This is a genomic window from Streptomyces sp. NPDC033136, from assembly GCF_055578235.1.
In genome coordinates this window covers 18,967-42,155 of sequence record NZ_JBVIPD010000029.1, presented here as the reverse complement: position 1 = coordinate 42,155, position 23,189 = coordinate 18,967, and the positions used below count along the sequence as shown (strand labels likewise).

Below are 23,189 nucleotides of genomic sequence, written 5' to 3'. Positions count from 1 at the left end.
ATTTTGGGGGGCATGAAAGTATGGACAGAAACCGAGAGAAAGGAAAACACGAAGTCATGGGCACAAGGTACTAAAGCGGTCCTCTCCGTAGCTTCCCCCCCCGCGACTGTCCCGCCGGCGGGACACCGCGAGGCCCTGGGCGGCCTGTCCCGCCGGGCACCGAGTTGTCTTGTACGGCCGCAACACCCCCCCGGAAGATGGGGGCGATCTGTGAATTCTTCCGTTACCCGGGCCTGTCTGCTGAGGGGTTGATCTGTGTGCCTTCGTTCGGTGCGTCGTCTGCGCATGAAGGGATGTGGCGGGCGCAGCACATGGCTCCCGACACGCCGAATCACGCGCTGACCATGTGGGATGTGGACGGGGACCTGGACGCGGCCGTCATGGAGTCCGCGTTCCGGCACGTCATGGGCGAAGCGGAAGTGCTCCGCGTCAACTTCGCCGACCACGACGGCGAACTGCGGCTCGTACCCCGGGAACTGGGGGACTGGCGGCCCTTCCACCTCGACCTCAGCGCCGAGGCCGACCCCGAGCAGGCGGCCCGCGACGCGCTCGCCGACCTGGTGCGCGAGCCGTTCGACCTGGGACGGGACCTGCTGTTCCGGCTGGGTGTGGTCCGGCTCGCCGCCGACCGCTCCCTCCTGGTGATCGCCTACCACCACCTCATATCCGACGGGTTCGGCGCGGGCGGCATGCTGTCCCGGCGCCTCGCCGAGGTCTACACGGCCCTGGTGCGCGGCGAGCCGGTCCCCGAGCTGCCCCACCCGTGGGACGTCGAGTCCTTCGCGGCCGAGGCCGTCGAGTACCGGGGCTCGCAGCGGTTCACCGAGGACACGGCCTTCTGGCGCGACTACCTCAAGGACGCGCCGGCGCCCGCGCAGGTCCCCCGCGTCGCCCTGTCCGACGCGCAGCGCTCGGCGCTCTCCGAACCGCTCAGCAGCGCCGACCGCTGGTCGGAGGTGGCCGAGACCATCGGCATGGTCAGCCGCACGCTGACCGTCCCGCGGGCCGAGGCGGACACGTGGACCGAGACCGCGAAGTCCATGGGCCTGTGGATGTCGCAGCTGCTCACCGCGTCCGCCGCGGTCTACTTCCGGCACCGCTGCGACCGCCCCGAGTTCCTCCTGTCGCTCGCCGTCGGCAACCGCGTCGGCGTGGCCAGCAGGACCCCCGGCCTGGCCGTCAACGTGGTGCCGGTACGCGTCGCCGTCCCCCTCGGCGCGACCTTCACCGACATCGCCGACACCCTCGTCGACGAGACGTACGAGATCTTCGACCACGCCGCCTGCCACTACTCGGACATCCAGCGCGCCGCCGGCACCGTCCTGAGCGGCCGCGGCAGCTTCGGCACCGTCATCAACGTCGTCGAGTTCGTGGAACGGCTCCACTTCGGCGACAGCCCGGCCCGCTACTCCGGCGCGACGACCGGCACCTTCGAGGAACTGTCGATCGGCGTCTACACCGACGGCAGCGCCGACAGCGACCTCTACATCCGCCTCGACGCCCCGGCCAACCTCTACCACCGCGCGGAACTGCGCTTCATCGGCGAGGAGCTGATCGCGCACATCCGCGCCACGGTCACCGCCGGCGCGCAGCCGGCCGGCGCGCTGGACGTGGTCTCCGGCCCCGAACGGCACCAGGTGCTCCGGGCGCCCAACGACACCCAGGCACCGCTGCCCGAGGCGACGGTCGCGGACCTGCTCGCCCGGCAGACGGAGCGGGACCCCGACGCCGTCGCCCTGGTCCACGGCGACACGGCCCTCACCTACCGGGAACTGGACGAGCGGTCGGACCGCCTCGCCGGGGAACTGCGCCGGCGAGGCGTCGGCCCCGAGACGGTCGTGGCGGTGGCGATGCCCCGCTCGGCCGGCCTGGTCACCGCCCTGCTGGCCGTGGTGAAGGCGGGCGGAGCCTACCTGCCCGTCGACCCGGCGTCCCCGGCCGAGCGGATCCGCTCCCAGGCCGGCACCGGCCCGGCACGCCTCCTGCTCACCGACACGGCGACCGCCGGTACCCTCCCCGCCGGTCTCGACGTGCCCGCGCTCGTGTGCGACGACCTCCGCCCGGACACCGCCGACGGCGGCACGCCCGAGGCATCCGCCCCGTCGCCCGCCCACCCGGACGCCCTGCTGGCCGTGCTGTACGGCTCCGGATCGACCGACGCGGACACAGCGGTTTCGCTGACCCACCGGAACCTGCTCCGGTTCGTCCTCGACCGGCACTGGAAGGACGGCGGCCGCGGCACCGTGCTGTGGCACGCGCCGCACACCGGTGACGCCCTCGCCCTCGAAGTGTGGGCGCCGCTGCTGAACGGCGGCCGCGTGGTCGTCGCCCCCGAGGGACAGCTCGACGCCGACACGCTGACCGAGGCGCGAGCCGCGCACGGCATCACCACCGTGTGGCTGCCCGCCGGCCTCTTCTCGGAGATCGCGGCGGGACACCCCGAGCGCCTCGCCGGACTGCGCGAGGTCTGGACCGGCGGCGACCGCGTGTCCGCGGCGGCGCTGCGCCGGGTCCGCGAGGCCTGCCCCGAGCTGACCATCGTCCACGGCCACGGCCCGACGGAGACGACCGTGTTCGCCGCCCGCCACCGCCTGCCCGCCGGCGAACCGGTGCGCCACGCGGACGCGGTCGGCCGCCCCATGGACAACACCGCCCTCTACGTCCTGGGCCCGGGACTGGCACCCGTCCCCGCCGGCGTGACCGGTGAACTGTACGTGGCCGGGCCCGGCGTGGCACGCGGCTACGCCGGACACCCCGGACGGACCGCCGAGCGCTTCGTGCCCTGCCCGTTCGGTCCGGCCGGCGCGCGCATGTACCGGACCGGCGACCGGGTGCGCTGGGGCACCGACGGCCGCCTCGACTACGTGGCCCGGGCCGACGCCCAGGCGGATGTGCGCGGCGTACGGGTCGAGCTGGCCGAGGTCGAGGAGGTGCTGTCCGAGTACAGCGGCCTCGCCCGGTCCGTCGTGGTCGTCCGGGAGGACGCCACCGGCCAGCAGCGCCTCGTCGCCTACGTGGTCCCGGTGGCCGGCCGGACCGTCACCGCCGACGAACTGCGCCGGTTCGCCGCGGGATGGCTGCCGGAGTCCATGGTGCCGTCCCTTTTCATGGTGCTGGAGCGCCTGCCGGAGACGGCCGGGGGCAGGGTCGACCGGGCGTCGCTGCCGGAACCCCGGTTCGACGACGGGACGTACCGCGCACCGCGCAACGACACCGAACGGGCCCTGGCCAAGGCCTTCGCCGAGGTGCTCGAACTGGACCGGGTGGGCATCGACGACGACTTCTTCGACCTCGGCGGCAACTCGCTGCGGGCGATCCGCCTGGTCGGCCTGATCCGGGCCGAGCTGGACCAGGAGGTGTCCATCCGCAGACTGTTCGCGGCGCGCACCGTCACCGGCCTGTCCGACATGTGGCGCGACCTCGCCCAGTCCAGCAGGCCGGCCCTGCGCAGGCGGACGAAGGCGGGCGCGGTCCTCTGAGTCGCTGTCCGCACCGGGACCTCCGGAACATCCGGCGACGCGGGTCGGCCGGGTGCAGGGAGGTCCCGGTGCCGGGCGATCCCGGTTACCGGGCGGTCCGGGCCGCTCACCCCGGCCGGGCAGGCCGTCACTGGTACGGGATGTCGACGCCGGCCGCGCGCAGGTTCGCCTCGAGCCGCTCGGTCAGCCGGGCAGCCGCCGGCGCCTGCTCCTCCCGGTGGTGGTTGATCAGCCCGTAGCGGGTGGCGGCGTCGGGCCTGGCCCGGAACTCGGCCGGCATCGTCAGCAGTTCGCGGTCGGCCAGCAGCTCGGTGGACAGGTCGGATGCGAGCTGGTCGAGCCGCGGATCGTCCGGATCCCACGACTCGACGTCCTGGCAGAGCTTCATCAGCTCGATGTACCGGGGATGGGCGAGCTGGCGTTCGAGCTGGACCACGAGGCTGTCGAAGATCTCCGGTACCAGGGTACGGGCCAGCATCAGGGCTTCCTGCTGGAGGGCCACGTAGTCGGCACTGAAGCCGAGCTCGGCGAGCCGGTCCAAGGCCGCACAGGCGCGCTCGGGCAGCAGGAGCCGGTCGCCGGCGGCGAGCCGGCGCAGCGCCGCGCGGCGCGCGATCAGCTCCTCGATCCGGTCGTTGAGCCGCCGCTCGACATCCTCCAGGGCGGAGGCGAACCGCTCGGGACCCGCGTCGAGCAGGTCCCTGATCTCGGCCAGCGGCACACCCGCTCCGGCGAGCGTGCGGACCTGGACCAGCCGCAGCATGTCGGATGATCCGTACCGGCGGTAACCGGAGCTGTCGCGCTCCGGTTCGTCGACCAGGCCGAGCCGGTGGTAGTGGCGCACGGCCTTCACCGTGACGCCGGCGAACGCGGCCGCCTGACCGATCGTCAGTCCGTACACCATCTGCTCAGTGGGCCCCTTGGTCGTGCGTGGCCGCGATCTCGCGGACGGCCTCGGCGACGGCCCGGAAGTCCTTGCGCAGAATGCGGGAGTGGTTGCTCGCGACCTTCGCGCTGACCCGCAGGTGCGGGTTCCGGGCGAGCACCGGGTCGAGCGAGGCCCGCATCCGCTCCATCTCCTCCCGGCCCCCGCCGAGGTTGCCGTCCGTGGCCAGGACGTACCGTACCGGGTAGGTCGCGCGGTCGAGGACCGGCCCGAGGGCGGCGCAGATCTCGTTGATCTCGATGTTGATCTCGGCATGCTGGGCGGAGGTCATCCGCGCGGACAGACCGAACGGGCGCAACAGCGGCAGCAGCAGGCGCATCCGGCGGAACAGGCGCCGGATCCGCTCACGGGCCTCCTCGCCGGTGATGCCGTACGGCACGGCGCCGTCCACGGGCACCACTCCCAGGACGCGGTCGGGGTTCCGGTCGGCCCAGTGGACGGCCAGCGCCGCACCGTAGGACCACCCGACGAGCAGCGGACGGTCCACGCCGGTCGCCTCGAGAACGGCGTCGAGGTCTCGGACACACGCTTCGAAGGAGTAGTCCGCCGACCGCCGGGACCGGCCGCGGGCCCGCTCGTCGTACGTGATGTGCCGCCATCCGGTGCCGAGTTCGGCGATCAGGGGCCGCCAGGGCCGGTGGCCGCAGTAGGAGCCGTTCAGGTAGACGACGGGAAGGCCGGGGCCGCGCGTGTCGGTGACGGACAGGGCCGTGTCGTCGACGGGGAGCATGCCGGTCCGGGACGAAGCGGTGGAAGTGGTCATGTGCTTCAGCGTCCACCCTGCCCCTGGGTCAGGGTCAACCGACGGCATCGAGCCAGGATCTGAGCCCGACCGTCGGTCCGCGCGCTCAGGCAGCGGCGGTACCGGCGAGCCACCCCTCGGTGACGACCACGGCGATCTGATGGATGTGGTCGGCGAGGTAGAAGTGGCCGCCGGGGAAGACCTTCAGGGCGAAGTCACCACGGGTGTGCTCCCGCCATGTCCGAGCCTCCCGCACCGTCACCATCGGGTCGCGGTCCCCGATCAGGGCGGTGATCGGAGCGGCGAGCGGCTCTCCCTCACGCCAGGTGTACGAGGCGAGGGCCCGGTAGTCGGCCCGCAGCGCCGGCAGCACCAGCTCCAAGAGCTCGGGGTTGTCGAGCATGGCCTGATCGGTGCCGCCCAGCCTGCGCACCTCGGCCAGCACGTCGGCGTCGTCGTAGAGGAGGTAGTGGGCGCTCTTCCCGGCGTCCGGAGCGCCCCGGCCGGACAGGAACAGCCGCTCGGGGGCCGGCAGTCCGGCCGTGCGGAGCAGCCGGGCCGTCTCGAAGGCGACGAGCGCGCCCATGCTGTGGCCGAACAGGGCGTACGGCCGTCCGGGGTCCGCGGCCACGTCGCGGGCCAGTTCCTCGGCCACCGCCTCGACGAGCCGGTCCAGGGCCGTGAACGGCGCTTCGTTGTACCGGTCCTGGCGCCCCGGGTACTGCACCGCCACCACGTCGAAGTCCGCCGGCAGCGTACGCGCGAGCTGGGTGTACGCCGTCGCGGAGCCTCCCGCGTGCGGGAAGCACACGAGCCGCGGCCCGTCCCCCGCCGTCGTGGTGAAGCGCCGGAACCACTCGCTGTTCACAGTTGGTGTGTCCCTTCGTCTGTGCCGGCCGACCGGCCCGGCACTGCGCGGAGGGCCCGCCGGTGCCCACGGGGGTGGGGGGCGCCGACGGGCGACCGGATGCCCCGCGAGAGCTCGCGCCCGTCCGCATCGGAGCTCACCACCCGAGCGTCGCGCCCCGCCCTCGACGGCTGCTCGCAGGCCGGTGGAGAGCCCGCGCGGCGGCATCATCCCGCACTCCATCCGGCTTCGAGCGACATGACAGAGGCTTCCCGGTGGTTCATGACGACGGCTGGAAGGGGACCTCATGACAGCCCTGGACGACAAGCCGGTCGGGCAGCGGCGCGGCACGGTCGCCGAGCTCGAGGCCGTACGGATCGCCGTGCGTGAAGGGCCCGGCGAGAAGGCCACCGAGGCCCAGCACGCCAAGGGCAAGCTCACCGCCCGGGAACGGCTCTCACTCCTCTTCGACGACGGCCGCTTCACCGAGGTCGAGGGGCTGCGCCGGCACCGGGCGACCGGCTTCGGCCTGGAGGACCGGCGCCCCCACACCGACGGTGTGGTCACCGGCTGGGGCCGGGTGTCCGGACGCACCGTCTTCGCCTACGCCCACGACTTCCGGATCTTCGGAGGCTCCCTCGGCGAGGCGCACGCCGAGAAGATCCACAAGATCATGGACATGGCCGCCACCGCCGGCGCCCCGATCGTGGGCCTGTGCGACGGCGCCGGGGCGCGCATTCAGGAAGGCGTGACCGCGCTCGCCGGCTACGGCGGCATCTTCCAGCGCAACGTCCGCAACTCCGGGGTCGTCCCCCAGATCAGCGTCATGATGGGCCCCTGCGCGGGCGGGGCGGCCTACTCCCCGGCCCTGACCGACTTCGTGTTCATGGTGCGCGGCACCTCGCAGATGTTCATCACGGGTCCGGAGGTGGTGAAGGCCGTCACCGGAGAACGGATAAGCCAGGACGAACTGGGCGGCGCCGACACCCACGCCACCCGCTCCGGGGTCGCCCACTTCGCCTACGACGACGAGGAGAGCTGCCTCGCCGACGTCCGTCACCTGTTGTCCTACCTGCCCGCCAACAACCGCGAGCTGCCGCCGGCACAGCCCTGCGGCGACCGGCCCGACCGGCTCACCCCGGCCCTGTACGACCTGGTGCCGACCGAGCCCAGACACGCGTACGACATGCGGGGGGTCATCGAGGAGTTCGTCGACGCCGGCGACTACTTCGAGGTCCACGAGGCCTGGGCGCCCAACATGGTGTGTGCCCTGGCCCGCCTGGACGGCCACACCGTCGGCATCGTCGCCAACCAGCCCGCCTCCCTCGCCGGGGTCCTCGACATCAAGGGCAGCGAGAAGGCGGCCCGGTTCGTGCAGATGTGCGACTCCTTCAACATCCCGCTCGTGACACTGGTGGACGTGCCGGGGTTCCTGCCCGGCGTCGACCAGGAGCACGGCGGCATCATCCGGCACGGCGCGAAACTCCTCTACGCGTACTGCAACGCCACCGTCCCCCGCGTCCAGTTGATCCTGCGCAAGGCCTACGGGGGCGCCTACATCGTCATGGACTCCCGCTCCATCGGCTCGGATCTGTCGCTGGCCTGGCCCGGCAACGAGATCGCGGTGATGGGCGCGGAGGGCGCCGCGGGCGTCGTCTTCCGGCGCGAGATCGCCGCCGCCGCTGACCCCGAGGCCGCCCGCGAGCAGTACATCAAGGAGTACCGGGACCAGCTCATGCACCCGTACTACGCCGCCGAACGCGGCCTGGTGGACGACGTCATCGATCCCGCCGAGACCCGGGTCAGGCTGATCGACGCGCTCGCCGTGCTGCGCACCAAGCACGTGGCGCGACCCTCTCGCAAGCACGGCAACCAGCCCCAGTGACGCCCCGGCCCCGCCCGCGGGCCGGCAACGACAGGAGCCGACACACTCATGTCCGTGGAAACCACCGCCCCCGTTGTCCCGGGTGCGGTTGACAAAGAAGTCCGCCGGTTGGACCGGGTGGTAATCCGGTTCGCGGGGGACTCGGGTGACGGGATGCAGCTCACGGGTGACCGGTTCACCTCGGAGACGGCGTCGTTCGGGAACGATCTGTCGACGCTGCCGAATTTCCCGGCCGAGATCCGGGCGCCTGCCGGGACGCTGCCGGGGGTGTCGTCGTTCCAGCTGCATTTCGCCGATCACGACATCCTGACGCCGGGGGACGCGCCGAATGTGCTGGTGGCGATGAACCCGGCAGCGTTGAAGGCGAACGTGGGTGATCTGCCGCGGGGTGCGGAGCTGATCGTCAACACGGACGAGTTCACGCGACGGGCGATGCAGAAGGTCGGTTATGAGGCGTCCCCGCTGGAGGACGGATCGCTGGAGGGCTTTCATGTGCATCCGGTGCCGTTGACGACGCTGACGGTGGAGGCGCTGAAGGAGTTCGGTCTGTCCCGCAAGGAGGCCGAGCGGAGCAAGAACATGTTCGCGCTGGGCCTGCTGTCGTGGATGTATCACCGGCCCACGGAGGGCACGGAGGCGTTCCTGAGGTCGAAGTTCGCGAAGAAGCCGGACATCGCGGCGGCGAACATCGCCGCGTTCCGGGCGGGCTGGAACTTCGGTGAGACCACGGAGGACTTCGCGGTCTCCTACGAGGTGGCGCCGGCCGGGAAGGCGTTCCCGCCGGGCGTCTACCGCAACATCTCGGGGAACCTGGCCCTGTCGCTGGGGCTGGTCGCGGCGTCCCGGCAGGCGGACCTGCCGCTGTTCCTGGGTTCGTATCCGATCACGCCGGCCTCGGACATCCTGCACGAGCTGAGCCGGCACAAGAACTTCGGTGTGCGCACGTTCCAGGCCGAGGACGAGATCGCCGGGATCGGCGCGGCGCTGGGCGCGGCGTTCGGCGGCTCGCTGGCGGTGACGACGACGTCCGGGCCGGGGGTGGCGCTCAAGAGCGAGACGATCGGACTGGCGGTGAGTCTGGAGCTGCCGCTGCTGGTCGTCGACATCCAGCGCGGCGGGCCGTCCACGGGGCTGCCGACCAAGACGGAGCAGGCGGACCTGCTGCAGGCGATGTACGGGCGCAATGGTGAGGCACCGGTGCCGGTGGTGGCGCCGCGGACCCCGGCGGACTGTTTCGACGCGGCGCTGGAGGCGGCGCGGATCGCGCTCGTCTACCGCACCCCCGTCTTCCTGCTGTCCGACGGCTACCTCGCCAACGGCTCCGAACCCTGGCGCATCCCCGAGACGGACGAGCTGCCGGATCTTGCGGTGCGGTTCGCGCAGGGCCCCAACCACACCCTGGACGACGGCAGTGAGGTGTTCTGGCCCTACAAGCGGGACGCGGACACCCTGGCCAGGCCGTGGGCGGTGCCGGGCACACCCGGTCTGGAGCACCGCATCGGCGGCATCGAGAAGCAGGACGGGAGCGGGAACATCTCCTACGACCCGGCCAACCACGACGTCATGGTCCGCACCCGCCAGGCCAAGGTCGATGGCATCACCGTCCCCGACCTGGAGGTCGACGACCCGGACGGCGCGCGGACCCTGGTGCTGGGCTGGGGCTCGACGTACGGGCCGATCACCGCGGCCGTACGCCGCATCCGCACCGAGGGCGGCCACATCGCGCAGGCCCACCTGCGCCACCTCAACCCCTTCCCGCCCAACCTCGGCGAGGTACTCACCCGCTACGAGCGCGTTGTGGTCCCGGAGATGAACCTCGGCCAGCTCGCCACCCTCATCCGTGCGAAGTACCTCATCGACACCTACTCCTACACCCAGGTCAACGGCATGCCGTTCAAGGCGGAACAGCTCGCCACCGCGCTGAAGGAGGCCACTGATGGCCACTGAACTCACCCTCACGGCAAAGGACTTCAAGTCCGATCAGGAAGTGCGCTGGTGCCCGGGGTGCGGTGACTACGCCGTCCTGGCGGCCGTGCAGGGCTTCATGCCCGAGCTGGGGCTGGCGAAGGAGAACATCGTCTTCGTCTCCGGTATCGGCTGCTCCTCCCGCTTCCCGTACTACATGAACACCTACGGGATGCACTCCATCCACGGCCGGGCCCCCGCCATCGCCACCGGCCTGGCCACCTCCCGCCGCGACCTGTCCGTGTGGGTCGTCACCGGCGACGGCGACGCCCTGTCCATCGGCGGCAACCACCTCATCCACGCCCTGCGCCGCAACGTCAATCTCAAGATCCTCCTGTTCAACAACCGGATCTACGGCCTGACCAAGGGCCAGTACTCGCCGACCTCCGAAGTCGGCAAGATCACCAAATCGACGCCGATGGGCTCCCTCGACGCACCCTTCAACCCGGTCTCGCTGGCCATCGGCGCCGAGGCATCCTTCGTCGCCCGCACCGTCGACTCCGACCGCAAACACCTCACCGAGGTCCTGCGCCAGGCCGCCGCCCACCCCGGCACCGCCCTCGTCGAGATCTACCAGAACTGCAACATCTTCAACGACGGCGCCTTCGACGCCCTCAAGGACAAACAGCGGGCCCAGGAAGCCGTCATCCGCCTCGAACACGGACAGCCCATCCGCTTCGGCACCGACGGCACCAAGGGCGTCGTCCGAGACCAGGCCACCGGCGACCTCAAGGTCGTCACGGTCACACCGGACAACGAGGCGGACGTCCTGGTCCACGACGCGCACGCCGCGTCCCCGACCACCGCCTTCGCCCTCTCCCGCCTCGCCGACCCCGACACCCTCCACCACACCCCCATCGGCGTCCTGCGCTCCGTCGGCCGGCCCGTCTACGACACCCTCATGGCCGACCAGCTCGACACCGCCGTCGAACACAACGGCAAGGGCGACCTCGCCACCCTCCTCGCCGGCAACGACACCTGGACCGTCGTCGGCTGACGCCGGCCCCCTGGAAACGGAAGACGATGAAGGACAACACCAGAACAGGCGAGTCCGGGCTGCCCATCGAACCGGTCTACGGGCCCGATGCCCTGGCGGGCTGGGATCCGGCGGAGAAGCTGGGTGAGCCGGGGGCGTACCCGTTCACGCGGGGTGTGTATCCGTCGATGTACACGGGCCGGCCGTGGACGATGCGTCAGTACGCGGGTTTCGGTACGGCGACGGAGTCGAACGCCCGTTACAAGCAGCTGATCGCGAACGGGACGATGGGGTTGTCGGTCGCGTTCGACCTGCCGACGCAGATGGGCCATGACTCGGACGCGCCGATCGCGAGTGGTGAGGTGGGCAAGGTCGGTGTGGCGATCGACTCGGTCGATGACATGCGGGTGCTGTTCGGCGGGATTCCGCTGGACAAGGTGTCGACGTCGATGACGATCAACGCGCCTGCGTCGTTGCTGCTCCTGCTGTACCAACTGGTCGCGGAGGAGCAGGGTGTCAGTGCGGACCGGCTGACGGGCACGATCCAGAACGACGTGCTGAAGGAGTACATCGCGCGGGGTACCTACATCTTCCCGCCGAAACCGTCGCTGCGTCTGATCGCGGACATCTTCAAGTACTGCAAGGCCGAGATCCCGAAGTGGAACACGATCTCGATCTCGGGTTATCACATGGCGGAGGCGGGTGCGTCACCCGCGCAGGAGATCGCGTTCACGCTGGCGGACGGGATCGAGTACGTGCGCACGGCGGTGGCGGCCGGCATGGACGTGGACGACTTCGCGCCCCGCCTGTCGTTCTTCTTCGTGGCGCGGACGACGATCCTGGAGGAGGTCGCGAAGTTCCGTGCGGCGCGCCGGATCTGGGCGCGGGTGATGCGAGACGAGTTCGGGGCGAAGAATCCGAAGTCGCTGATGCTGCGGTTCCACACGCAGACGGCGGGGGTGCAGCTGACGGCCCAGCAGCCGGAGGTGAACCTGGTCCGCGTCGCGGTGCAGGGTCTCGGGGCCGTCCTGGGTGGCACGCAGTCGCTGCACACGAACTCCTTCGACGAGGCCATCGCGCTGCCCACCGACAAGTCCGCCCGCCTCGCGCTGCGGACGCAGCAGGTCCTCGCGTACGAGACGGACGTGACCGCGACCGTCGACCCCTTCGCCGGTTCCTACGTCGTCGAGAAGATGACCGACGACCTGGAGGCGGAGATCGTCGCACTCATCGACAGGACGGAGCAGCTCGGAGGGGCCGTCCGCGCCATCGAGCACGGTTTCCAGAAGTCCGAGATCGAACGCAACGCCTATCGCATCTCGCAGGAGACCGACTCCGGCGAGCGGGTCGTGGTCGGCGTCAACCGCTTCCAGCTCGACGAGGAGGAGCCGTACGAACCCCTCCGAGTCGACCCGGCCATCGAGGCCCAGCAGGCCGAACGCCTCGCCAGGCTCCGCGCCGAGCGCGACCAGCAGGCGGTGGACACGGCGCTGGCCGCCCTGAGGAAGGCCGCCGAGGGCGAGGACAACGTCCTCTACCCGATGAAGGACGCCCTGCGCGCCCGCGCCACCGTCGGCGAGGTCTGCAACGCCCTGCGCGAGATCTGGGGCACGTACGTGCCGACGGACGCCTACTGACCGAGGACCGTCCGGCAAGGCTCAGGCCACCTCCGGCGCGGGGACGTACCGTTCCCGCGCCCGGTGCGCACCCAGGCCGGCGCGGCCGGCGTTCCTCCCGGCCGCCGGCTCGGCCTCCAGCACCGCGGCCAGCCGGCGGACCCCCTCGCGGATCCGGTCCGGTGCCGGGTAGCAGTAGGACAGCCGCATCTGCCGGCCGCCGGACCCGTCCGTGTGGAACCCCGTGCCCGAGGCGTACGCCACCCGGGCGGCCACCGCGCGCGGCAGCATCGCCTTGGTGTCCACGCCCTCCGGCACCGTCACCCACACGTAGAACCCGCCGTCCGGCGTCGTCCACGTACAGCCCGGCGGCAGGTACCGCTCCAGCGCGGACAGCATCGCGTCGCGGCGCTCGCGGTAGTTCTCCCGGAACACCTCGATCTGGCCCTGCCAGTCGTGCGTGGCCAGATAGCGCGACACGATCGTCTGGTTCAGGGTGGGCGGGCACAGGGTCGCCGACTCCGTGGCCAGGACCAGCTTCTCCCGCACCGCCGACGGCGCCAGCACCCAGCCGACCCGCAGCCCGGAGGCGAACGTCTTCGAGAACGAGCCCAGGTACACCACGTTGTCCGGGTCCAGCGAGCGCAGCGCCGGATAGATCTGCCCGTCGAAGCCGAGCAGGCCGTACGGGTTGTCCTCGACGACCAGCACGTCGTACGTGCGGCAGATCTCCAGGATCTCCGCCCGCCGCTCGACCGCCAGCGTCACGCCGGACGGGTTGTGGAAGTTCGGGATCGTGTAGAGCAGTTTCACGCGCTGCCCGGCGTCCGCGGCCTGTCGCAGCGCGGCCCGCAGCGCCTCCGGCACCAGGCCGTGCCCGTCCATCGCCACGTGCACGACCCGCGCCTGGTACGCGGTGAACGAGCCCAGCGCGCCGACGTACGACGGGCCCTCGGCCACCACCACGTCACCCGGGTCGCAGAACAGCCGGGTCACCAGGTCGAGGCCCATCTGCGAGCCGACCGTCACCACGACGTCGTCCGGGTGCGCCGCGATGCCCTCCAGCGCCATCACGTCGCAGATCTGCTCCCGCAGCAGCGGCGAGCCGTGCGCCGACGCGTACTGGAGCGCCGTCAGGCCGTCCTCCGCGATGATCCGCGCGGTCTGCTCCGCGAGCGTCTGGAGCGGCAGCGCGGCCAGGTTCGGCATCCCCCCGGCCAGCGAGACCACCTCCGGTCTGCTCGCGACCGAGAACAACGCCCGGATCTCGGAGGCCGTCATGCCCGCGGTGCGCGCGGCGTACCGGGCGCGGTGCGGGTCCAGGACGGTAGGAGGGCTGTACGGCTTCGCGGCGCTGTTCTCGGTCATGGAGCGACACCCTGGGCTCGGTGGACAAGGACACTGCCGTACGGGGAGCGCTCGGGCCGCTCGGCGACGGCCTCCCGGTCCGGACACCCGTCCGCACCGCCGAGATCGGACAGGTCCCGGTAGCGCCGGGACGACGTCGTGCCCTCGCGCAGGTCGACCCGCTCGACCGTCGCGGCGGGTGTGGCACAGCCGGCCCCCACGTCCGCCAGGCCGCAGTGGGCGAGCGCCTCCGGTTCCGAGGCGAACACCAGCCGCCCGTCCGCCACCGCGTGGTGGACCGCCTCGGTGCCGGACCGGTCCCGCGCGAAGAGGATCTCGTCCCGTCGCCGGTCGAGGACCACCAGCGCGAACGTCCCGCGCACGGCGTCGAGGAAGTCGAGCCCCTCGGCCTCGTAGAGGTGCAGCAGGATTTCGCGGTCCGACTGCGTCCGCAGCCGTACGCCGGGCAGTGCGGCGGCCAGCTCCCGGTGGTTGCGCACCGTGCCGCTCGCCATCAGCACGATCTTTCCGTCCGCCGACACGAACGCGTGGGCACTGTACGCGCATCCCATCACCGCCGGGCCGTCCCGCACCACGGCGCGTCCGCCGGGGCCCCGGCGGTTCAGCGCGTCGAGTATCGAGTCCACCGCCGCCGTCTCACGGCCCGTGGCCCAGGATGCGGCCGATCCGAGCACCGCCAGTCCTGCCAGCCCGCCCATGTTCCCTCCACCCTTCGGCCCGGTCGCTCCCCGAGGGGCCCGGCGATCGCGGCCCGCGTTCGCGTCTTCGGCCCGGTGATCCTCAGCCCGGTGAGCCGGCCCGGACACGGGAGTCGCGCGTACTTGTCGCCCAGCGGTCGCGGCGGAACCCGGGGCCCGGACAGTCGCCCGCACCGGTTCCCGCCGTGTCCAGCTTCGCCGGACAGCATGGGCAGGTCCGCTCGGGATCCGCTCAAGTCCGCCTCGCAACCGGTCCGAAAAGGAAGGGACCCACAACCGGAGGGGGCACCCGACGAACCGCCGCTCGTGGGGCGCCGCCGGACTGCGCGAGCGGTCTTCCACCCGCCCTCGACGGGCGAGACCCACCCTGGTGGCGCCGCAGATCGCCAGGGAAAGACGTAGACCGCCCCCGACGGCGAACCACTCGCTCCGCTCTTCGCATCACATGCTGCCGCCCGGCGCTGCCTCGGGCCGACGCCGGTACCGCGCGGTGGCCCCGGTGCCGCGCGGTGATCCCGGTACCGCGCGACGACCGTGCCGCCGAGTACGCGCCGGGCGGCGCGGCCCGCCGGTCACTCAGCCTGCCCGTCGGCCCGGCGAGCGACGCCGGACGGCGGGCACGGGCGGCACGTTGGACCACGACTGCTCACGCCTAGGAGAGACATGGCAACCCGGCTGTTCACCTCGGAGTCCGTCACCGAGGGCCACCCCGACAAGATCGCCGACCAGATCAGCGACGCCGTCCTGGACGCCCTCCTGAGCCAGGACCCGGCCTCCAGGGTGGCGGTGGAGACCCTGATCACCACCGGTCAGGTCCACATCGCCGGGGAGGTGACCACCTCCGCCTACGCCGACATCCCCGCGATCGTCCGCGAGACGGTCCTCGGCATCGGCTACGACTCGTCGGCCAAGGGCTTCGACGGCGCCTCCTGCGGGGTGTCCGTGTCCATCGGCGCCCAGTCGCCGGACATCGCCCAGGGCGTGGACACCGCGTACGAGAAGCGGCTCGGCGGGACCGACGACGACCTCGCCGCGCAGGGCGCCGGGGACCAGGGGCTGATGTTCGGGTACGCCACCCGTGAGACGCCCACCCTGATGCCCCTGCCCATCGAACTCGCGCACCGGCTGTCGCGCCGGCTGGCCGAGGTCCGCAAGGACGGGCTGATGCCCTACCTCCGCCCCGACGGCAAGACACAGGTCACCATCGAGTACCGCGACGACCTCCCGGTACGCCTGGACACGGTCGTCGTCTCCTCCCAGCATGCGGCCGACATCGACCTCGACCACATGCTGACCCCGGACATCCGCCGCCAGGTCGTGGAACCCGTCCTCGCCCAGCTGGCCGAGGACGGCATCAAGCTGGAGACCGAAGGCCACCGGCTGCTGGTCAACCCCACCGGCAAGTTCGAGATCGGCGGCCCGATGGGCGACGCCGGCCTCACCGGCCGCAAGATCATCATCGACACGTACGGCGGCATGGCCCGCCACGGCGGCGGCGCCTTCTCCGGCAAGGACCCCTCCAAGGTGGACCGTTCGGCCGCCTACGCGATGCGCTGGGTCGCCAAGAACGTCGTCGCGGCAAAACTCGCCGAACGCTGCGAGGTGCAGGTCGCGTACGCCATCGGCAAGGCCGAGCCGGTCGGCCTGTTCGTCGAGACCTTCGGCACCGAACAGGTACCGCGCGCCGTGATCGAGCGGGCCATCCACGAGGTGTTCGACCTGCGCCCGGCCGCCGTCATCCGCGACCTCGACCTGCTGCGCCCGATCTACTCCCAGACCGCGGCTTACGGGCACTTCGGCCGTGAGCTGCCCGACTTCACCTGGGAGCGCACCGACCGCGCCGACCGCCTCCGCGCCGTCGCGGGCCACTGAACCGGCCGCGCCGACAGGGACGGGAGTTGCCATGCGCATCGCCGTGACCGGTTCCATCGCCACCGACCACCTCATGACCTTCCCCGGCCGGATCGTGGACCAGCTGATACCCGACCGGCTCGACCGGGTGTCGCTGTCGTTCCTCGCCGACGACCTGGAGGTGCGCCGCGGCGGGGTCGCCGCCAACATCTCCTACGGGCTCGGCGGGCTGGGACTGGCCCCCGTGCTCGTCGGCGCGGTCGGCAGCGACTTCGGTGAGTACGAGGTCTGGCTGAAGGAACACGGCGTCGACACCGGCGCCGTACACGTCTCCGCCCGGCGGCAGACGGCCCGCTTCGTGTGCCTCACGGACCAGGACGCCAATCAGATCGCCGCGTTCTACGCCGGAGCCATGACCGAGGCCCGCGACATCGACCTCGGGCGCCTCGACCCGCTGCCCGGCCTCGTGGTCGTGGCACCCGACGACCCCGAGGCGATGCTGCGCCACACCGCGCGCTGCCGGGCGCTCGGCATCCCCTTCGCCGCCGACCCCTCGCAGCAACTGGCCCGCCTCGACGGCGACCAGGCCCGCACGCTGCTCACCGGGGCGCGCCGGCTGTTCACCAACGAGTACGAGGCGACCTTGCTGCTGGAACGTACCGGCTGGAGCCGCGACGACGTCCTCGCACACGTCGGCGCGTGGATCACCACGCTCGGCGCCGACGGCGTCCGGATCGAGGCCGCCGGCCGTCCGGCGTTCACCGTGCCCGCCGTCGCCGGTGTCCGCACCGCCGACCCGACCGGAGCCGGCGACGCCTTCCGCGCGGGCTTCCTCGCGGCCCTCGCGTGGGGCCTGGACAGCCCGCACGCGGCCCGGCTCGGCTGCGCGGTGGCCTCCCTGGCACTCGCCGAGGTGGGATCCCAGGCCTACACGCCCGACCCCGCCCGGCTCACCGCCGTCCTCGCCGAGACCTACGGCACGGCAGCGGCCGAGGCCATCGCCGTACACCTGGGAGGTACGCCATGCCGGCGGTGACGACAGGCGGCGAGACCCTCCGCGAGGCGCTCGCCACGCGCGTGGTGGTGGCCGACGGCGCCATGGGCACCATGCTCCAGGCCCACGACCCGAGCATGGAGGACTTCCAGCAGCTGGAGGGCTGCAACGAGGTCCTCAACGCCACCCGCCCGGACATCGTGCGCTCCGTCCACGACGCCTACCTCGCGGCGGGCGTGGACTGCGTGGAGACCAACACCTTCGGCGCGAACCACACGGCACTGGCCGAGTACGACATCGCCGCCCGCGCGCACGAACTGTCGGAAGCGGGCGCCCGCATCGCCCGCCAGGCAGCCGACGCGGTCACACGACGCACCGGACAGCGACGCTGGGTCCTGGGCTCCATGGGCCCCGGCACCAAGCTCCCCACCCTCGGCCACATCGGCTACGCCACCGTCCGCGACGGCTTCCAGGCCAACGCCGAGGGACTGCTCACCGGCGGCGCGGACGCGCTGCTGGTGGAGACCACGCAGGACCTGCTCCAGACCAAGGCCGCGGTCCTGGGCGCCCGCCGTGCCATGGAGACCCTCGGCACCGAGGTCCCGCTCCTGGTCTCGATGGCCTTCGAGACGACCGGCACGATGCTGCTGGGCTCCGAGATCGGTGCCGCGCTGACGGCGTTGGAGCCGCTGGGCATCGACATGATCGGCCTGAACTGCTCCACCGGTCCGGCCGAGATGACCGAGCACCTGCGCTATCTCGCCCGCCACTCCCGCATCCCCCTGCTGTGCATGCCCAACGCGGGCCTCCCGGTCCTCACCAAGGACGGCGCGCACTTCCCGCTCGGCCCGGAAGGACTGGCCGACGCGCAGGAGACGTTCGTCCGGGAGTACGGCCTGTCCCTGGTGGGCGGCTGCTGCGGTACGACGCCCGAGCACCTGCGCCGGCTCGTCGAGCGCGTTCGCGGTCTGAGCCCCACCGAGCGCGCCCCCCGGCCCGAGCCGGGTGCGGCGTCGCTGTATCAGACGGTGCCGTTCCGGCAGGACACGTCGTATCTGGCGATCGGTGAGCGGACCAACGCGAACGGGTCGAAGAAGTTCCGTGAGGCGATGCTGGAGGGCCGCTGGGACGACTGCGTGGAGATGGCCCGGGACCAGATCCGCGAGGGCGCGCACATGCTGGACCTGTGCGTGGACTACGTCGGCCGCGATGGGGTGGCGGACATGGAGGAACTGGCCGGCCGCTTCGCGACCGCTTCGACGCTTCCGGTGGTGCTGGACTCCACGGAGGTGGAGGTCATCCGGGCCGGGCTGGAGAGGCTGGGCGGCCGGGCGGTGATCAACTCGGTGAACTACGAGGACGGTGACGGCCCGGAGTCACGGTTCGCGAAGGTCGCGCGGCTGGCGCGGGAGCACGGTGCGGCGCTGATCGCGCTGACCATCGACGAGGAGGGCCAGGCCCGCACCGCCGAAAAGAAGGTCGAGATCGCGGAGCGGCTGATCGCCGATCTGACCGGGAACTGGGGGATCCACGAGTCGGACATCCTGGTGGACTGCCTGACCTTCACCATCTGCACCGGCCAGGAGGAGTCCCGGAGGGACGGAATCGCCACGATCGAGGGCATCCGCGAGCTCAAGCGCCGCCACCCCGATGTGCAGACGACTCTGGGTCTGTCGAACATCTCCTTCGGCCTGAACCCGGCCGCCCGCATCCTGCTGAACAGTGTCTTCCTGGACGAGTGCGTCAAGGCGGGCCTGGACTCGGCGATCGTGCACGCCTCGAAGATCCTGCCGATCGCCCGCTTCGACGAGGAGCAGGTCACCACGGCCCTGGACCTGATCTACGACCGCCGCGGCGAGGGCTACGACCCCCTGCAGAAGCTGATGCAGCTCTTCGAGGGCGCCACCGCGAAGTCGTTGAAGGCGTCCAAGGCGCAGGAGCTGGCCGCGCTGCCGCTCGACGAGCGTCTCAAGCGCCGCATCATCGACGGCGAGAAGAACGGCCTGGAGGCCGACCTGGACGAGGCGCTGACCGAGCGGCCGGCCCTGGACATCGTCAACGAGACGTTGCTGGACGGCATGAAGGTCGTCGGCGAACTGTTCGGCTCCGGCCAGATGCAGTTGCCGTTCGTCCTGCAGTCCGCCGAGGTCATGAAGACGGCCGTCGCCCACCTCGAACCGCACATGGAGAAGACCGACGACGACGGCAAGGGCACCATCGTCCTGGCCACCGTCCGCGGTGATGTCCACGACATCGGCAAGAACCTCGTCGACATCATCCTGTCCAACAACGGCTACACCGTCGTCAACCTCGGCATCAAACAGCCCGTCTCCGCGATCCTGGAAGCCGCCGAGGAACACCGCGCCGACGTCATCGGCATGTCCGGACTCCTGGTCAAGTCCACCGTGATCATGAAGGAGAACCTGGAAGAGCTCAACCAGCGCGGCATGGCCGCCGACTACCCCGTCATCCTCGGCGGCGCCGCCCTCACCCGCGCCTACGTCGAACAAGACCTCCACGAGCTCTACGACGGCGAAGTCCGCTACGCCCGCGACGCCTTCGAGGGCCTGCGCCTGATGGACGCCCTGATCGGCATCAAGCGCGGCGTCCCCGGCGCCCAGTTGCCCGAACTGCGTCAACGCCGGGTCCGTGCCACCACCGTCGAGATCGAGGAACGGCCCGAAAAGGGCCACGTCCGGTCCGAGGTCGCCACGGACGTCCCGGTCCCCGCCCCGCCGTTTAGGGGCACGCGGGTCGTGAAGGGCATCCAGCTCAAGGAGTACGCGTCCTGGCTGGACGAGGGCGCGCTGTTCAAGGGCCAGTGGGGGCTGAAGCAGGCCCGCACCGGCGAGGGGCCCTCGTACGAGGAGCTGGTCGAGTCCGAGGGCCGGCCCCGTCTGCGTGGCCTGCTGGACCGCCTCCAGACGGACAACCTCCTGGAGGCGGCCGTGGTCCACGGCTACTTCCCCTGCGTGTCCAAGGACGACGACCTGATCGTCCTCGACGAGGCGGGCCATGAGCGCACCCGGTTCACCTTCCCGCGCCAGCGCCGCGGGCGGCGGCTGTGCCTGGCGGACTTCTTCCGCCCGGAGGAGTCCGGCGAGACCGATGTCGTCGGCTTCCAGGTCGTCACCGTCGGCTCCCACATCGGCGAGGAGACCGCCCGCCTCTTCGAGGCCGACGCCTACCGCGACTACCTCGAACTCCACGGCCTGTCCGTCCAGCTCGCCGAAGCCCTCGCCGAGTACTGGCACGCCCGCGTCCGCACCGAACTCGGCATCGCGGCGGACGACCCGGGCTCGCTGGACGGCATGCTCCGCACCGAGTACCAGGGTTGCCGCTACTCGCTGGGCTATCCGGCCTGCCCCGACCTGGCGGACCGCGCGAAGATCGCCCACCTGCTCCGGCCGGAACGCATCGGCGTGCACCTGTCCGAGGAGTTCCAGCTCCATCCCGAGCAGTCCACCGACGCCATCGTCGTCCACCACCCCGAGGCGAACTACTTCAACGCGGGAGGCCGCGCATGACGACCTTCTCCTTCGAGTTCTTCCCGCCGAAGACCGCCGCCGGCGAGCGGACGCTGTGGCAGGCGATCCGCCGGGTGGAGCCCCTGCGCCCGGACTTCGTCTCCGTGACCTACGGCGCGGGCGGCTCCTCCCGGGACCGGACCATCGAGATCACCCGGCGCATCGCGGCGGAGACCACCCTGCGTCCCGTCGCGCACCTCACCGCCGTGGGCCACTCGGTCGCCGAGCTGCGGCAGATCATCGGCGCCTACGCGGACGCCGGCATCAAGGACGTCCTCGTCCTGCGCGGCGATCCCCCCGGCGACCCCCGAGGACCGTGGGTGCCGCACCCGGACGGCTTCACCCACGCCTACCAGCTGGTCGAACTCGTCCGCTCCCTGGGCAACTTCACCATCGGCGTCGCCGCCTTCCCCGAGCGGCATCCGCGCTCGCCCGACTGGGACACCGACATCCGGCACTTCGTGGCCAAGTGCCGCGCCGGCGCCGACTACGCCATCACGCAGATGTTCTTCCACGTCGAGGACTACCTGCGGCTGCGCGACCGTGTGGCCGCGGCCGGCTGCGACATCCCGATCGTCCCCGAGATCATGCCCGCCACCGACGTACGCCAGATCCGCCGCTTCGCCGAACTGAGCGACGCCGCCTTCCCCGAGGACCTGGCCCACCGTCTGGAGGCCGCCCGCGACGATCGCGCCGCGGGCCACCGCATCGGCGTCGAGTACGCCACCGCCATGGCAGGACGCCTCCTGGCGGAGGGCGCGCCCGGACTGCACTACATCACCCTGAACAGGTCCACCGCGGCCCTGGACATCCACCGTAACGTCATCATTCCAAGGAGCATTCGTGTCGCCTGAGTTCGTGGATTTCAAAGTCGCCGACCTCTCGCTGGCCGCGTTCGGCCGCAAGGAGATCACCCTCGCCGAGCACGAGATGCCCGGGCTGATGGCGATCCGTGAGGAGTACGCCGAGGCCCGGCCGCTGGCCGGTGCCCGCATCACCGGCTCCCTGCACATGACGGTGCAGACCGCCGTCCTGATCGAGACCCTGGTTGCCCTGGGCGCCCAGGTCCGCTGGGCGTCATGCAACATCTTCTCCACCCAGGACCACGCGGCCGCCGCCATAGCCGCGGCCGGCATACCGGTCTTCGCCTGGAAGGGCGAGACCCTCCAGGAGTACTGGTGGTGCACGGAGCAGGCGCTGACCTGGCCGGACAGCCCCACCGGCGGCCCGAACATGATCCTGGACGACGGCGGTGACGCCACCACCCTCGTCCACCAGGGCGTCGCGTACCTCAAGACCGGCGAGCTGCCCTCGGCCGACAACGAGGAACTGGCGGCCGTGGCCGCCCTGCTGAAGACGAGCACGCTCGACTGGACCGGCATCGCCGCGCAGATCCGCGGGGTGACGGAGGAGACCACGACCGGTGTCCACCGCCTGTACGAGATGCACCGCGAGGGCTCTCTCCTGTTCCCCGTGATCAACGTGAACGACGCGGTGACGAAGTCGAAGTTCGACAACAAGTACGGCTGCCGCCACTCGCTGATCGACGGCATCAACCGTGCCACGGACGTGCTGATCGGCGGCAAGACCGCGGTCGTCTGCGGCTACGGCGACGTGGGCAAGGGCTGCGCGGAGTCGCTGCGCGGCCAGGGTGCCCGCGTGATCGTCACCGAGATCGACCCGATCTGCGCCCTCCAGGCGGCGATGGACGGCTACCAGGTCACCACGCTGGACGAGGTCGTCGACCAAGCCGACATCTTCATCACGACCACCGGCAACAAGGACGTCATCATGGCGTCGGACATGGCCAGGATGAAAAACCAGGCGATCATCGGCAACATCGGCCACTTCGACAACGAGATCGACATGGCCGGCCTCGCGAAGGTCCCCGGCATCGTCAAGGACGAGGTCAAGCCGCAGGTCCACACCTGGACCTTCCCCGACGGCAAGAAGATCATCGTGCTGTCCGAGGGCCGCCTGCTGAACCTGGGCAACGCCACCGGCCACCCGTCGTTCGTGATGTCCAACTCCTTCGCGGACCAGACCCTGGCCCAGATCGAGCTGTTCACCAAGCCCGACGCGTACGAGACGGGCGTCCACGTGCTGCCCAAGCACCTGGACGAGAAGGTCGCCCGCCTCCACCTCGACGCCCTCGGCGTCAGGCTGACCACGCTCCGCCCGGAACAGGCCGAGTACATCGGGGTCAAGGCCGAGGGCCCGTACAAGCCGGACCACTACCGCTACTGACGACGCCGAGCGAAGGCAGGCCCGTCGCGGCTGTCAGGGAGACAGCGG

Annotated in this window: 15 protein-coding genes; 10 read left to right on the top strand and 5 right to left on the bottom strand. The window is 71.2% G+C overall.

Going from position 1 to position 23,189, the window contains the following annotated elements; genetic code table 11:
- Positions 1 to 197: 197 nt before the first annotated feature.
- Positions 198 to 3,479 (top strand): non-ribosomal peptide synthetase, encoded by a 3,282-nt coding sequence (locus ACZ5TL_RS35135; RefSeq protein ID WP_468594839.1) that lies wholly within the window; start codon positions 198 to 200, stop codon positions 3,477 to 3,479.
- A 127-nt stretch (positions 3,480 to 3,606) separates the two neighbouring features.
- Here the strand turns inward: ACZ5TL_RS35135 and ACZ5TL_RS35130 are convergent, their stop codons facing one another.
- The 3 genes from ACZ5TL_RS35130 to ACZ5TL_RS35120 form a co-directional block, all read right to left on the bottom strand.
- Positions 3,607 to 4,383, bottom strand: a complete 777-nt coding sequence (locus ACZ5TL_RS35130; protein WP_468594838.1) for a MerR family transcriptional regulator — start codon at positions 4,381 to 4,383, stop codon at positions 3,607 to 3,609.
- 4 nt (positions 4,384 to 4,387) lie between these two features.
- Positions 4,388 to 5,188, bottom strand: coding sequence for an alpha/beta fold hydrolase (locus ACZ5TL_RS35125; RefSeq protein ID WP_468594837.1), 801 nt, complete (start codon positions 5,186 to 5,188; stop codon positions 4,388 to 4,390).
- An 85-nt stretch (positions 5,189 to 5,273) separates the two neighbouring features.
- Positions 5,274 to 6,035, bottom strand: coding sequence for a thioesterase II family protein (locus ACZ5TL_RS35120; protein ID WP_468594836.1), 762 nt, complete (start codon positions 6,033 to 6,035; stop codon positions 5,274 to 5,276).
- 286 nt (positions 6,036 to 6,321) lie between these two features.
- On the opposite strand from ACZ5TL_RS35120, the gene ACZ5TL_RS35115 reads away from it, so the two are divergent.
- The 4 genes from ACZ5TL_RS35115 to ACZ5TL_RS35100 are packed head-to-tail and all read left to right on the top strand — an operon-like array spanning position 6,322 to position 12,477.
- Positions 6,322 to 7,899: an acyl-CoA carboxylase subunit beta gene (locus ACZ5TL_RS35115; protein ID WP_468594835.1), complete on the top strand. Its 1,578-nt coding sequence runs from the start codon at positions 6,322 to 6,324 to the stop codon at positions 7,897 to 7,899.
- Between the two features lie 48 nt (positions 7,900 to 7,947).
- Positions 7,948 to 9,846, top strand: a complete 1,899-nt coding sequence (locus ACZ5TL_RS35110; RefSeq protein ID WP_468594834.1) for a 2-oxoacid:acceptor oxidoreductase subunit alpha — start codon at positions 7,948 to 7,950, stop codon at positions 9,844 to 9,846.
- A complete protein-coding gene (locus ACZ5TL_RS35105) occupies positions 9,836 to 10,861 on the top strand; it encodes a 2-oxoacid:ferredoxin oxidoreductase subunit beta (RefSeq protein WP_468594833.1) in 1,026 nt (341 codons plus the stop codon). Before ACZ5TL_RS35110 ends, ACZ5TL_RS35105 begins: the two co-directional genes overlap by 11 nt.
- Positions 10,862 to 10,887: 26 nt before the next feature.
- Positions 10,888 to 12,477, top strand: coding sequence for an acyl-CoA mutase large subunit family protein (locus tag ACZ5TL_RS35100; RefSeq protein WP_468594832.1), 1,590 nt, complete (start codon positions 10,888 to 10,890; stop codon positions 12,475 to 12,477).
- Between the two features lie 21 nt (positions 12,478 to 12,498).
- Here ACZ5TL_RS35100 and ACZ5TL_RS35095 read toward each other — a convergent pair whose 3' ends face one another.
- Both ACZ5TL_RS35095 and ACZ5TL_RS35090 read right to left on the bottom strand, forming a co-directional pair.
- Positions 12,499 to 13,824: an aminotransferase-like domain-containing protein gene (locus ACZ5TL_RS35095; RefSeq protein WP_468594831.1), complete on the bottom strand. Its 1,326-nt coding sequence runs from the start codon at positions 13,822 to 13,824 to the stop codon at positions 12,499 to 12,501.
- Positions 13,821 to 14,522: a class II glutamine amidotransferase domain-containing protein gene (locus tag ACZ5TL_RS35090; RefSeq protein ID WP_468594830.1), complete on the bottom strand. Its 702-nt coding sequence runs from the start codon at positions 14,520 to 14,522 to the stop codon at positions 13,821 to 13,823. Before ACZ5TL_RS35090 ends, ACZ5TL_RS35095 begins: the two co-directional genes overlap by 4 nt.
- Positions 14,523 to 15,185: 663 nt before the next feature.
- Between ACZ5TL_RS35090 and metK the strand changes: the two genes are divergently transcribed.
- The 5 genes from metK to ahcY are packed head-to-tail and all read left to right on the top strand — an operon-like array spanning position 15,186 to position 23,141.
- Entirely contained in the window at positions 15,186 to 16,394 is a 1,209-nt protein-coding gene (metK, locus tag ACZ5TL_RS35085; protein WP_468594829.1) for a methionine adenosyltransferase, read from the top strand.
- A 31-nt stretch (positions 16,395 to 16,425) separates the two neighbouring features.
- The gene (locus ACZ5TL_RS35080; RefSeq protein ID WP_468594828.1) at positions 16,426 to 17,409 is read left to right on the top strand and encodes a carbohydrate kinase family protein; all 984 of its coding nucleotides are present in this window, start codon (positions 16,426 to 16,428) and stop codon (positions 17,407 to 17,409) included.
- Positions 17,397 to 20,894, top strand: coding sequence for a methionine synthase (gene metH / locus ACZ5TL_RS35075; RefSeq protein WP_468594827.1), 3,498 nt, complete (start codon positions 17,397 to 17,399; stop codon positions 20,892 to 20,894). Before ACZ5TL_RS35080 ends, metH begins: the two co-directional genes overlap by 13 nt.
- Positions 20,891 to 21,748, top strand: coding sequence for a methylenetetrahydrofolate reductase [NAD(P)H] (gene metF, locus ACZ5TL_RS35070; protein WP_468594826.1), 858 nt, complete (start codon positions 20,891 to 20,893; stop codon positions 21,746 to 21,748). Before metH ends, metF begins: the two co-directional genes overlap by 4 nt.
- Positions 21,738 to 23,141, top strand: coding sequence for an adenosylhomocysteinase (gene ahcY, locus ACZ5TL_RS35065; protein ID WP_468594825.1), 1,404 nt, complete (start codon positions 21,738 to 21,740; stop codon positions 23,139 to 23,141). The genes metF and ahcY overlap by 11 nt, the downstream gene beginning before the upstream one ends.
- Positions 23,142 to 23,189: the final 48 nt, after the last annotated feature.